This window comes from Tomitella fengzijianii (assembly GCF_007559025.1).
Classification (GTDB): domain Bacteria; phylum Actinomycetota; class Actinomycetes; order Mycobacteriales; family Mycobacteriaceae; genus Tomitella; species Tomitella fengzijianii.
Genome location: NZ_CP041765.1, coordinates 3,377,945 through 3,390,630, shown reverse-complemented (window position 1 = coordinate 3,390,630; position 12,686 = coordinate 3,377,945). Strand labels below are relative to the sequence as shown.

The 12,686-nt window shown below is 71.0% G+C and carries 11 protein-coding genes; 7 read left to right on the top strand and 4 right to left on the bottom strand.

The genetic code is table 11. The annotated features are described in order from the left end of the window. Window positions 1–48: 48 nt before the first annotated feature. Window positions 49–1,221, top strand: coding sequence for a molecular chaperone DnaJ (gene dnaJ / locus FO059_RS15455; RefSeq protein WP_143909866.1), 1,173 nt, complete (start codon window positions 49–51; stop codon window positions 1,219–1,221). A gap of 14 nt (window positions 1,222–1,235) precedes the next feature. Continuing rightward, entirely contained in the window at window positions 1,236–1,634 is a 399-nt protein-coding gene (locus FO059_RS15450; protein WP_233266653.1) for a heat shock protein transcriptional repressor HspR, read from the top strand. A gap of 75 nt (window positions 1,635–1,709) precedes the next feature. On the opposite strand, the gene FO059_RS15445 is transcribed toward FO059_RS15450, so the two are convergent. Next, window positions 1,710–2,222 carry a hypothetical protein gene (locus tag FO059_RS15445; protein WP_143909864.1) on the bottom strand — a complete coding sequence of 171 codons (513 nt, stop codon included), beginning with the start codon at window positions 2,220–2,222 and terminating at the stop codon, window positions 1,710–1,712. Window positions 2,223–2,417: 195 nt separating this feature from the next. Between FO059_RS15445 and FO059_RS15440 the strand changes: the two genes are divergently transcribed. Together FO059_RS15440 and FO059_RS15435 are read left to right on the top strand one after the other, a co-directional pair. Then, window positions 2,418–3,044 carry a response regulator transcription factor gene (locus tag FO059_RS15440; RefSeq protein WP_268892813.1) on the top strand — a complete coding sequence of 209 codons (627 nt, stop codon included), beginning with the start codon at window positions 2,418–2,420 and terminating at the stop codon, window positions 3,042–3,044. 18 nt (window positions 3,045–3,062) lie between these two features. Further along, window positions 3,063–4,283: a sensor histidine kinase gene (locus FO059_RS15435; RefSeq protein ID WP_233266652.1), complete on the top strand. Its 1,221-nt coding sequence runs from the start codon at window positions 3,063–3,065 to the stop codon at window positions 4,281–4,283. 100 nt (window positions 4,284–4,383) lie between these two features. Here FO059_RS15435 and FO059_RS15430 read toward each other — a convergent pair whose 3' ends face one another. The 3 genes from FO059_RS15430 to FO059_RS15420 form a co-directional block, all read right to left on the bottom strand. Further along, window positions 4,384–4,860, bottom strand: a complete 477-nt coding sequence (locus tag FO059_RS15430) for a hypothetical protein (protein WP_143909862.1) — start codon at window positions 4,858–4,860, stop codon at window positions 4,384–4,386. 200 nt (window positions 4,861–5,060) lie between these two features. Continuing rightward, on the bottom strand, window positions 5,061–5,573 hold the full coding sequence (locus FO059_RS15425; RefSeq protein WP_143909861.1) for a hypothetical protein: 513 nt from the start codon (window positions 5,571–5,573) through the stop codon (window positions 5,061–5,063). A 181-nt stretch (window positions 5,574–5,754) separates the two neighbouring features. Beyond that, the gene (locus FO059_RS15420; RefSeq protein WP_158726347.1) at window positions 5,755–6,906 is read right to left on the bottom strand and encodes an FAD-binding oxidoreductase; all 1,152 of its coding nucleotides are present in this window, start codon (window positions 6,904–6,906) and stop codon (window positions 5,755–5,757) included. A 304-nt stretch (window positions 6,907–7,210) separates the two neighbouring features. On the opposite strand from FO059_RS15420, the gene FO059_RS15415 reads away from it, so the two are divergent. The 3 genes from FO059_RS15415 to clpB all read left to right on the top strand — a co-directional run bounded on the left by FO059_RS15415 (window position 7,211) and on the right by clpB (window position 12,663). Then, window positions 7,211–8,755, top strand: a complete 1,545-nt coding sequence (locus FO059_RS15415; RefSeq protein WP_233266686.1) for an AMP-binding protein — start codon at window positions 7,211–7,213, stop codon at window positions 8,753–8,755. A gap of 372 nt (window positions 8,756–9,127) precedes the next feature. Beyond that, window positions 9,128–9,874 carry an endonuclease domain-containing protein gene (locus tag FO059_RS15410; protein WP_143909858.1) on the top strand — a complete coding sequence of 249 codons (747 nt, stop codon included), beginning with the start codon at window positions 9,128–9,130 and terminating at the stop codon, window positions 9,872–9,874. Window positions 9,875–10,101: 227 nt separating this feature from the next. After that, on the top strand, window positions 10,102–12,663 hold the full coding sequence (gene clpB, locus FO059_RS15405; protein ID WP_143909857.1) for an ATP-dependent chaperone ClpB: 2,562 nt from the start codon (window positions 10,102–10,104) through the stop codon (window positions 12,661–12,663). Window positions 12,664–12,686 lie beyond the last annotated feature (23 nt).

Below are 12,686 nucleotides of genomic sequence, written 5' to 3'. Positions count from 1 at the left end.
AGGTGACCGGTGGTCGCCTGAGCACTACAGGAAAGGAGGTGGCGCCCGGTGACGCAGCGCGAGTGGGTGGAGCGAGACTTCTATGCCGACCTGGGCGTCACGTCCACCGCGACGGCCGACGAGATCAAGAAGGCCTATCGCAAGCTGGCACGTGAACTGCACCCCGACGCCAACCCCGGCGACGAGGCGGCGGAGGAGCGCTTCAAGCGGGTCAGCGAGGCGTACACGATTCTCGCCGACGCCGAGAAGCGCAAAGAGTACGACGAGGCGCGCCGGATCTTCAGCTCGGGAAGCGGCTTCAGCCCCGGTGGCGGATTCCGCACCGGCGGCCGGGGCGGGTCGGGCTCCGGCGGGTTCTCGACGGCCGACTTCGACCTGGGCGACCTGTTCGGCCAGGCCACCGGGGGCGGCGATGCCGGCGACATCTTCGGCGGGCTGTTCAACCGCGGCACGAGGCCCTCGCGCCCCAGTCGCGGCAACGACATCGAAACCGAGATGACGATCGACTTCCGCGAGGCCGCGCGAGGATCGGTGCTGCCCATCCGGCTCACCAGCCCCAGCCCGTGCACCACCTGCCACGGCAGCGGCGCACGGCCCGGCACCAGTCCCAAGGTGTGCGCGCGCTGCAACGGTTCGGGAGTGGTGAGCCGCAACCAGGGCCACTTCGGCTTCAGCGAGCCGTGCGTGGACTGCCGTGGGACGGGCTCCATCGTGGACAGCCCGTGCACCGACTGCAACGGCACCGGCGTCACGACGCGTGAACGCACCATCAGCGTGCGGGTGCCGTCGGGCGTCAAGGACGGGCAGCGGATCCGCCTGGCCGGGCAAGGGCAGGCGGGCATGCGGGGTGCGCCCTCGGGCGACCTCTACGTGACCGTGCACGTGCGGCCCGACCGCGTATTCGGCCGGGACGGCGACAACCTCACCGTCACCGCGCCGGTGACGTTCGGCGAACTCGCGCTGGGCACGACGCTCCACGTTCCCACGCTCGACAGCAAGGTCGGCGTCAAGGTGCCCGCCGGCACCAAGGACGGCCGCACGCTCCGGGTTCGCGGCCGCGGGGTGCCCAAGCGTGCGGGCGGGGCGGGCGACCTCCTCGTCACGGTGCGCGTCGCGGTGCCGAACCAGCTGGACAGCGCGGCCAAGGACGCTCTGGAGACCTACATCAAGGCCGAAAAGGAGAGCGGCTTCGACCCGCGCGCGGACTGGGCCGGTACGTGATGTCGGGGCGTGACATGGGCGGACGCAGGCGCAGCAGGGTCGAGACGGCACTGTTCGGCATCTCGGTGGCAGCCGAGATGGCCGGCATGCACGCCCAGACCCTGCGCACCTACGACCGGCTGGGGTTGGTCACGCCCGCACGCACCAGCGGCGGCGGCCGCCGCTACTCGGACCACGACGTGGAACTGCTCCGCGAGGTGCAGCGACTCTCGCAGGACGAGGGCGTCAACCTGGCCGGCATCAAGCGGATCATCGAGCTCACCGGCGAGGTGGCGGCCCTCGAGGCCCGCGTCGAGGAGCTCACCGCGGAGACGGCCCGGCTCCGGGCGCGCTCGGCCACGGCCGGACGCGAACTGGTGCCGTTCGAGCCGGGGAACGCGGTCGTCGTATGGCGGCCCAGAACCGGACGGTGACGCAGGCGATGGACCGGCGCAGGACATGACGGATCCCCGCTGCCCTCGTGGCAGCGGGGATCCGTCATGTCTCCCTCAGCCGTTGTCGCTGACGTGGAAGGTGAACGCCGCGTTGGGGTATCCGGCGTCGGTCGTGTGCAATGTGCCGATGCCCGCGTGCGCATGGGTGCCCACGGTGTTGAGGTTCCCCTGGTAGTCGTTGGCGTGCAGCGTGACGCCCCGATGCGTCACCCCGTTCGACAGGTCGTAGTCGAGGTTCACCGCGACGCCGTGATTGCCGTTGCTCAGCACCGTGATGTCCTCCGTGGAGTGCGGACGGATCGCCTGCCACGGCGCATCGCTGAACGTCCCGTCCTGCACCTCGCCGCCCTGGTAGTACATCGTGTCGCCGGTTTCGTTGACCACGTGCACCGAGATCGACGCGTCGTCGTCGGGCGTGGAGGGGCCGGCCAGCGAGCTCAGCGAGCCGGACACGGGCGCTGCGGAGGCGCCGGTGGCGAGGGTGGTGGCGGTGACGCCGGCGCCGGTGGCGAGGGCGCCAGCGGCGAGGACGGAGGCGACGACGGGGGTGGCGATACGAACGCGCATGATGTTTTCTCCTGAAGGTTCCGGTGGTGCTCTGCGGTGTGCCGGTGTGCTCCGGCGATGCATCCACTATCCGGCGTCCGGGCCGGGAAGTATGTCCGGCGGCGGGAGGGTGCGCGAGGGGAATGCGGGCGTCCACCGATAGGGGGACACGCGAAAGCCCTGTGCGCGTCGGCGCAGGGTGGAACACTTCAAGACGTGGAAGTGCGCGTAGTGGTGGGCGACGATCACCCGATGTTCCGCGAGGGTGTGGTGCGGGCGCTGACCGCCGCCGACGGCATCACCGTGGTGGCGGAGGCCGACGACGGCGCGGAGGCGCTGGACGCGATCCGCGAGCACCGGCCGCAGGTGGCGCTGCTGGACTACCGGATGCCCGCCCTCGACGGCGCCGCCGTGGCGGCGGCGGTCACGGCCGAGGCCCTGCCCACCCGGGTGCTCATACTGTCCGGCCACGACGAGTCCGCCATCGTCTACAGCGCCCTCGAGGACGGCGCGTCCGGGTTCCTGCCCAAGGAGTCGTCGCGCGCCGAGATCGTGCTGGCCGTGCGCAACTGCGCCAAGGGGCGTGACGTGCTGCCACCCGAGCTGGCGGCCGGCCTGGTCTCCGAGGTGCGCCGCCGCAAGGAGGGGCCGGCGCTCAGCGACCGCGAGTCCGAGGTGCTCGAGGGCATCGCGCAAGGCAAGTCGGTGCCGGCGATCGCCGGCGAGCTCTTCCTGGCGCCGTCCACGGTGAAGACACACGTGCAGCGCCTCTACGAGAAGCTCGGCGTCACCGACAGGGCCGCCGCGGTGGCCGAGGCGATGCGCAGGGGGATCCTGCGGTGATTCCGGGCGGGTGATCACGTGAGCGTGCGCGACGACGCCGTCCGCGACCATTCGGTGGAGGCGCTGCGGGTCACCGCGGTGCTGCGGGTGCCGCTGCTGCTGATCATGGTGATGGTGGGCACCGCGGTCCCCGTGAACCACTGGATGCCGGGCCTGTACTGGGGGCTGCTGACGTTCTGGGTTCTCGTCGCGGTCTGGTGGCTGTGGCTGGTGTGGCGTGGTCGGGTGGCGCGCTGGGCGGTCGGCGTGTCCACCGCGGTCGACATCGTGGGCCTGGTGTCGCTGTGCGCGGCGTCCGGCGGGGCCACCTCGGTGCTGGTGCCGGTGTTCTTCGTGATGCCGGTGGCGGCGGCGTTCCTGCACGGTCCCCGCATCACCGCGGCGCTCGGCGTGCTGACGGTGGTCGGCTTCGTGCTGGTGTGGGTCTTCTACGCCGTGCGCGACGACACCGTCGACCTGCCGGACGTCGCCTTCCTCTACGCCGCCTTCCTGGCGTGGCTCGCGGCGGCGATGACGGCCCTGTCCGCGGTGCTCGAGCGGCGATCGGCCGCGGTGATGGAGCTGCTGACCGCGCGGCGCCAGCTGGTGGCCGAGGCGTTGCGGGTGGAGGAGCGTGAACGGCAGCGGCTGGCGGAACACCTCCATGACGGCCCGCTGCAGAACGTCCTGGCGGCGCGGATGGACGTGGAGGAGGCGGCCGAGCGCCATTCGGACGCGGCCCTCGACGGTGCGGAATCGATCCTGCGCGATACCGCCGCCCAGCTGCGCGCCACCGTGACGACACTGAACCCGCAGGTGCTCGAGCATCTGGGGTTGGCGGCGGCGCTGCGGGAGCTGGTGGGCCAGAGCGCCCGGCGCGGCGGGTTCGAGGCGCGGGTGCGGATCGACGGCGTGGGCAGGCCCGCCGAGCAGGCGCTGCTGTACTCGACGGCGCGGGAACTGCTGGCGAACGTGGTCAAGCATGCGCGGGCGGAGCAGGTCAGCGTGTCCCTGGGGCGGTCCGGGCGGTTCATGGAGATGACGGTGGCCGACGACGGAGCGGGTTTCGACCGGGCCGTGCTGCCGGGGCGCATCGCCGAGGGGCACATCGGCCTGGCGTCGCACGCGTTGCGGATCGAGTCCGTCGGCGGCACGTGGACCATGGACTCCGCGCCGGGGCGGGGAACGACGACGGTGGTGCGGGTGCCGCGAAGCGGGTCGAGTGGCAGCGGCGAAGAAGCGCCGGAGGGGGACGGATAGCGGGGGGATGGATAGCGGGGGCAAGAAGCGGTGGCCGCAGCGACCCCTCTTGCGCTGCGGCCACCGCGGATTCGGGGCCTGGTCCGGTTCTGGTTGCGGGTCAGCGGATGTCGAACACGACCGTGGCGTGCGGGCCCCCGGCCTGGACGGTGGGCAGGACGGCGAAGTCGCCGCCGCTGACGGTGCCGTCGGTGGTCACCCCCGCATCGGAGTTGCTGACGAAGAGCGTCGCGTCTCCGCGGGGCGCCATGCTGATGCCGGAAAGGTGGTAGTCGAGCCTCGTGCTGAGCCGGTCGGCCCCGTTGCCGGTGGCGCTGATCGTCGCCGAGGAATGCGGGGCGACCTGCGCGGCCGGGGCCTGGACCCAGCTGCCGTAGTAGTTGTCGGAGGCGTCGAGGAACATCGTCGAATCGGTGTCGTTCTGCACGACGACGGTGTTGGTGGCGTCGTGCTCGGTGGGCATGGCCTGGGCCGCGCCGGTGCCGAGGACGGCCGCGCCGGCGGCGGTGCCGACGAGGGTGGCGGCTGCGGCGGTGACGAGGGTGATGCGGGCGGGGATGCCGGTGCGGATGCTCATCGTGTGCTCCTGGGGTTCTCGATGCGGGGTGCCGGCGTGGTGCGGCGATGACTCCAATATGCCGCCTGACCAGGCCGGAGTATGTCCTGCTGGGGGCGGAGCGGGAGGTGGAATCCGTTGTCCGCCGATCGGGGGACAGGTGTCGCGGCGCAGCAGCACGGGCCCCGTTCCGGTGGGGGACGAGGCCCGTGCCCGCGGCGTCAGCTGACGGTGAAGATGTACCGCGCGTCGGGCGACCCGTGCACGAAGTGCGGGTCCAGGCGCACTCCCGGGCTCGCCGAGCTTCCGTCCGTGTTGGTCTGCGACTGGTAGTTGTTGACCGCGATCGTCACGTCGCCGACGTTCCCCCACCAGGCGGAGAGGTGGTAATCGAGGAACACTCCGACCCCGGGCCCGGCGTCGCTGGCCACCCTGATGGTCTGCGAGGTGTGCGGCGCGATGGTGTGGGACGGGCCGTCGACCCAGTGCCCGTCCGGGGTGTGGCCACCGTTGAAGTACATCGTGGCATCGGAGTCGTTGGTGACCACCGCGGTGATCGTCGCCTCGGCCGGCGTGGGCTGCACGCACAGCGAGCCGCTCGGCGTGATGCAGAGCGATCCCAGCTGGATCGCGGGCGGCGGGGCGGCGGACGCGCCCGTCGCGACGGAGACGCCGATGGCGGTGGCGGCGGTGGCCGCGAGGACGGTTGCGGAGATCGCGCTGCGGATCTTCATGATGACTCCTCCAGTGGGACTACGCGTTTCACGATTCGCGTGGTTGTCCGGGTGCATCGTCGGCGTGTTCCGGCGACGCACCTACGGTCCCGCGGAAACGGAGCGGGGTCTGTCCCGTCGGCGGTGGACGCGCAGGGGGAATGCCGTTGTCCGCCGGAAGGGGGAGGCGAGCGGCGCGCGGTCAGTACGGGTCGAACGCGATGTTGCCGGGGGGCGTGCCCGCGGCGAGGAGGCGGTCCACGGTGGCCTCGACCATCTTGGGCGAACCGCACACCAGCACCCGCCGGTCCGACCACGCGCCATAGGACGTGACGACATCGGCGAGCGTGCCCGTCTGCCGCGAGTGCATGCCCGGCTCGTAGCGGTTGTCGGCGCCCGCCAGCCACCAGGGGTCCTCGGCCTCCTCCGACACCGGCACCACGGTCAGCCACGGGTTGGTGATCGACAGCCGCCACAGCGTGGGCAGTTCGGTGAGGTCCCCGGGGTGGCGCGCGCCGTAGAACAGGTGCACGCGCGGGTTCTCGCCGAAGCGGGCCATGTCCACGATGATCGACCGCATGGGTGCCACGCCGGAACCGCCGGCGACCATGAGGACGTCGCCCCCCGCGTCGCGGTCCACCTGCATCGACCCGTGTGCCGCGCCCAGCCGCCACCTGTCGCCCACCCGCGTGCCGGCCACCACCGGCCCGCTGACGTCCCCGCCGGGGACCGTGCGGACGAGGAACTCGATCTGGCCGCCGGGGTTGGGCGGGATGGTGGGCGAGAAGTAGCGCCAGCTGCCCAGGGTGGTGCGGACGCTCAGGTATTGCCCCGCCCGGTAGGGGACGGGCGCGTCGGCCTGCAGGCGGATGACGGCGTGATCGCGGGTGGCCCGGATGTGCTCGACCACCGTCGCCTCGACGAAGGCGGGCCCCGTGTCTTTGGCGGCGCCCGCGTTCATCAGCTCGGTCGTGGCGCGCACCAGCAGAAGCAGCAGCTTGTCCACCTCCGGGGTGCGCCGGTGGCCGAGGCGCTGCGAGATCACCATCGCCATCGACTTGCGGAACGCGGAGTAGTCCTCGGTGGTGGCCCCGAACTTGCGGTGGTCGCGGCCCAGCTGGCTCAGGAACGCCATCATGGCGGGCTCGGCGTCCGGGTCGTCGATGGACCGCACCACGTACACGAGGACGTCCATGAACACTGCGCGGTGCTCCACCATGTTCGCCGGGAACATGGCGCGGGCGGCGGGCCGGTACGCGAAGAACCTGGCGAAGATCTCCGCGCTGAGCGTGTCGGCGTCCTCATGCAGGAATGCCAGGAATTGTTGCCGCGGCGACGGTTCCGCTGTGGCCATGCGACCCCTTTCCCGATCGGCATCGCGGCCGGGCCCCGGCGGGGTCCATCCGGCTTGCGTCCGCTGCATCCGCTGCGGCTACAGCGTACTGAACCGATGGAAGACGCTGCGTCCCGGCAGGTGACGGGCGTCATGCGTCCCGTTCCGGGTCCGCACGCGGAATCGGTACTGGAACATGTGTCATTTGTGGCGATAGTGTCGTGTGCATCACGACGGAAGTGGAGAGAAGATGAGCGACACCCTGACGACGGGTCCCGCGACGGCCGCCGGGTCCGCCGGCGCGGCGGATCCCCGGTTGCACCGGATGCAGTACATGCCGGACCTGCTGATCCGCGCGCTCGACCGCAATCAGGACAAGCCGGCGCTGTACCTGGGCGACGTGGTGCTCTCCGCGGGCGAGGTGCGCGACCAGATCAGCTGCTTCATCCAGGCCCTCGAATCGCTGGGCGTCGGCAAGGGCACCAAGGCGTCGATGCTCTCGAAGAACCGGCCCGAGGTGCTCATCTCGATGGGCTCGACGATCATCGCCGGGTGCCGCAACACCGCGCTCAGCCCCACCGTGGAGCTCGACGCGCACCGGTACATCATCGACGACGCGCAGATCGAGATGCTCGTCTTCGATCCCCGCCACTACGAGGAGCGCGCGTCGCAGCTGCGCGACGCGTGCCCCGCGCTCACCACGCTGCTCTCGCTGGGGCCGTCGGAGGTGGGCACGGACATTCTGGCGCTGGCCGCCACCTTCGAGCCGAAACCGCTGGTGGCCGCCGACGTGGACGGCGAGGACGCGTCGTCGATGGTCTACACGGGCGGCACCACCGGCAAGCCCAAGGGCGTCGTCAACACCTTCCGCTCGGGCGTCACGCTGCCGCAGATCCAGATGTCGGAGTGGCAGCTGCCGGACGACATGCGCTTTCTCGTGTGCACGCCGCTCTCGCATGCGGGGGCCGCGTTCTTCCTGCCGACGCTGCTGCGCGGCGGCGCGCTCGTGGTGCTCGAGCAGTTTTCGCCGGGCGCGGTGCTGGAGGCGATCGAGAAGTACCGGATCACCTCGACGATGCTCGTGCCGACGATGATCTACATGCTGCTCGACCATCCCGACGTCGACACCCGCGACCTGTCGAGCCTGCAGACGCTGTTCTACGGGGCCTCCGCCATGTCGCCGTCCCGGCTGCGTGAGGGCATGGCCAAGCTGGGGCCGGTGTTCTTCCAGTTCTACGGCCAGTCGGAATGCGGCATGTCGATCGCGGTGATGCGCCGTGAGGAGCACCTGCCCGACGACCCGGCGCGGCTCGCCTCCTGCGGCCGGCCGGTGCCGTGGTTGGACGTGCGGCTGCTCGACGACGACCTGAACGAGGTCGAGCGCGGCGACCTGGGCGAGATCTGCGTGCGCGGTCCGCTGGTGATGCGCGAGTACTGGAACAAGCCGGAGCAGACGGAGGAGACGCTGCGCGGCGGCTGGCTGCACACAGGCGACGTCGCGCGCATGGACCGGGCCGGATTCATGACCATCGTCGACCGTAAGAAGGACATGATCGTCACCGGCGGGTTCAACGTGTTCCCGCGCGAGATCGAGGACGTCATCTCCGCGGACCCCGCAGTGGCCGGAGTCGCCGTGGTGGGGGTGCCGGACGAGAAGTGGGGGGAGGCCGTCAAGGCGTGCGTGGTGCCGCGCGAGGGGCAGACCGTCGACGCCGATGCGCTGATCGCGCGGGTCAAGGAGGCGCTGGGGTCGGTGCACTCGCCCAAGTCGGTGGACATCATCGAGGCGATCCCGGTGACGGGACTGGGCAAGCCGGACAAGAAGGCGCTGCGTGCGCGGTACTGGGAAGGTGCCGAGCGGTTGGTGTGAGGGAGCGCTGCCGATGCGGGGCTACTCAGCAGTACAGGTACGCCAGGGCGCGCGAATGTACCCCGAGTGCTGGAACCGTGCACGGCGGCACGGGTGGTTGTGCACAGGCGCGCGCGTTGTCCACAGGGCGGCGCTCGGCGGGGCGCGGGCGGCCGCGCGGGGTGAAAGTCTCACGCCGTGGAGTCGTACCGTGCCGATCGCCCCCGCCGTGATGCCCGTCCCCGCCGTGATGCGGGGCGCTCATGCCGCACGCACCCGGCGGGAGCGCCGTTCCGGCGGGCCGAGGCGCTGGCGTGCGGGTGCGTCACCCGCCGCCGCATGGAATCGCGCTATCGCCTGATCCTGCCGGGGGTGTGCATCAGGAACAGTGTGATGCTGACGCCGTACCTGCGGGCGCTGGCGGTCTGGGAGTGGTCGCGCGGGGAGGTCGTGCTGTCCGATGTCTCGGCCGCGGCGGTGATGGGCGCCGGTTACCTGGGAGACCACCGCGATGCGAGCTGCATCAGCCGGGCGCCGCGCAGGTGCCGCGCGTGGGTGCACGTGCACCAGGATCATCTCGATGAGAGCGATGTGCGCCGGGTCCGCGGAGTCCGTGTCACCTCTCCGGTCCGCACGGCTTTCGACGTGGCGCGCCGGGTGCCGTATCCGCAGAGCGTCGAAGTGGTCGATGCGCTGTATCAGGCGACGAACCTCACCAGAGCCGTGCTCGCCGAGTATTCGCGCACGCATCGTGGACTGCGCGGCGGTCCGCGCGTGCCCGCGGTGATCGAGGCTTCGGATGAGGGCGCCGAGTCGGTGTGGGAGACGCGTGCGCGCCTGGCCGTCGTCGCTGCGGGCTTGCCTCCTCCCCGGACGCAGGTGGATATCCGGCGCGCGGACGGGTCGTTCATCGCGCGTGTCGACATGTGCTGGCCGGAGTACCGCGTCGTGTTCGAGTACGACGGTGACGCCCCGCATGCGACGACGGCGCAGCGTGACCGCGACATCGTGCGCTGGAACGATCTGCACGAGGCCGGATACGTGGTGATCAGAGTGCGCGCGCCGCACCTGCGGGACGGGGCGGCGAAGGCGCTCGGGCAGCTGCGGTCGGCCCTGCGTGCCGCCGGCGCCCCGGTGTGAGCGTCCGGGCGCGCGATCATGGGTTACTCAGCAGTACAAGTGCGTTTTCCGGCGCGGGCGTGCCTGGGCTGCTGGAATCGTGGGGGAGATCATGGTGGATGCGGCCTGCATTCGGATATGAGCGGAATAGACTCAAGTGCGACAAGGTTGAGTCTTGTGAAGTCAACTGACATGACGGGGTGCGCGGCTGTCGCGTGCCCCGGCTCGACCCGAAGGAAAGGGTGGAAGTGGAATCGTTCAACCCGACAACCAAGACCCAGGCCGCGCTGTCGGCCGCCCTCCAGTCGGCTTCGGCCGCGGGCAATCCGGAGATCCGTCCGGCGCACCTGCTGGTGGCGCTGATCGACCAGGCCGACGGGATCGCCGCGCCGCTGCTGCGCGCGGTGGGGGTGGACCCGCAGGCGGTCCGCGCCGAGGCGCAGCGGCTGGTGGACGCGCTGCCGAAGGCGTCGGGCGCGTCCGCGCAGCCGAACCTCTCCCGTGAGTCGCTTGCCGCGGTCACCGTGGCGCAGAAGCTCGCCGGGGAGATGTCGGACGAGTTCGTCTCCACCGAGCACCTGCTGGTGGGCCTGGCCACCGGCGACTCCGACGTGGCCGCGCTGCTCTCCGGGCACGGCGCCGGGCCGGACGCGCTGCGCGAGGCGTTCACCTCCGTGCGCGGGAACCGCCGCGTCACCAGCGAGGATCCGGAGGCCACGTACCAGTCTCTGGAGAAGTACTCGACGGACCTGACCGCCGCCGCGCGCGAAGGCAAACTGGACCCGGTGATCGGCCGCGACACGGAGATCCGCCGCGTCGTGCAGGTGCTCAGCCGCCGCACCAAGAACAACCCCGTGCTGATCGGCGAGCCCGGCGTGGGCAAGACCGCCATCGTCGAGGGGCTCGCCCAGCGCGTGGTGGCCGGCGACGTGCCCGAATCGCTGCGCGGCAAGACCGTCGTCTCCCTGGATATGGGCTCGATGGTCGCGGGGGCGAAGTTCCGCGGCGAGTTCGAGGAGCGCCTCAAGGCCGTGCTCGACGAGATCAAGGAGAGCGACGGCCAGATCATCACCTTCATCGACGAGCTGCACACCATCGTGGGCGCCGGCGCCACCGGCGAGTCCGCGATGGACGCCGGCAACATGATCAAGCCGATGCTCGCCCGCGGTGAGCTGCGGCTGGTCGGCGCCACGACGCTCGAGGAGTACCGCAAGTACATCGAGAAGGACGCGGCGCTGGAGCGGCGTTTCCAGCAGGTGCTCGTGGGCGAGCCCAGCGTGGAGGACACCATCGGCATCCTGCGCGGGCTCAAGGAGCGCTACGAGGTGCACCACGGCGTGCGCATCACCGACTCGGCGCTGGTGTCGGCGGCGACGCTGTCCGACCGCTACATCACCTCCCGGTTCCTGCCGGACAAGGCCATCGACCTGGTGGACGAGGCGGCCTCGCGCCTGCGCATGGAGATCGACTCGCGGCCCGTCGAGGTCGACATGGTCGAGCGCACCGTGCGGCGCCTCGAGATCGAGGAGGTGGCGCTGGAGAAGGAGGACGACGAGGCCTCGAAGGAGCGCCTGGCCAAGCTGCGCGAGGAGCTGGCCGACGAGCGCGAGGAGCTCAGCCGGCTGATGGCGCGGTGGCAGAACGAGAAGCAGTCCATCGACGCGGTCCGCGAGCTCAAGGAACAGCTGGAGAACCTGCGCGGCGAGTCCGAGCGCGCCGAGCGCGACGGCGACCTGGGCAAGGCCGCCGAGCTGCGCTACGGCCGGATCCCGGAGCTGGAGAAGGAACTCGCCTCGGCCACCGGCGAGGCCGGCGACGACGGCGCGGGCGACGTGATGCTCAAGGAGGAGGTGGGCCCCGACGACGTCGCCGAGGTCGTCTCCGCCTGGACCGGCATCCCCGCGGGCCGCATGCTCGAGGGCGAAACCGCCAAGCTGCTGCGCATGGAATCGGAGCTGGGCAGGCGCGTCGTCGGGCAGCCGGAGGCGGTGCAGGCGGTGTCCGACGCGGTGCGCCGGGCGCGCGCCGGGGTGGCCGACCCCAACCGTCCCACCGGGTCGTTCCTGTTCCTCGGCCCCACGGGCGTGGGCAAGACGGAGCTGGCCAAGTCGCTCGCCGAGTTCCTCTTCGACGACGAGCACGCGATGGTGCGGATCGACATGTCGGAGTACTCGGAGAAGCACTCGGTGGCGCGGCTCGTCGGTGCGCCCCCGGGGTATGTCGGATACGAATCGGGCGGGCAGCTCACCGAGTCGGTGCGTCGCCGTCCGTACACGGTGGTGCTGTTCGACGAGGTCGAGAAGGCGCACCCGGACGTCTTCGACATCCTGTTGCAGGTGCTCGACGACGGCCGCCTCACCGACGGCCAGGGGCGGACGGTGGACTTCCGAAACACCATCCTCATCCTGACGTCCAACCTGGGCGCGGGCGGCAGTCACGACCAGATGATGGCGGCGGTCAAGGCCACCTTCAAGCCGGAGTTCATCAACCGGCTCGACGACGTCGTCATCTTCGACCCGCTCTCGGAGCAGCAGCTGGAATCGATCGTGGGCATCCAGCTGGGTCAGCTGGCCCAGCGGCTCGAGGCGCGCAGGCTCACCCTGGACGTCTCCGTTCCCGCGCGGGCATGGCTGGCGGCGCGCGGCTACGACCCGGCCTACGGTGCGCGTCCGCTGCGCAGGCTGATCCAGCAGGCCATCGGCGACCAGCTGGCGAAGAAGCTGCTGGCCGGCGAGATCCGGGACGGCGATGCGGTGCCGGTCACCGTGGCGGAGGACGGCGAGAGCCTGGTCCTGTCCTCGGGGGCGTGAGCGGAGGGCCGTGGGTGAGATGC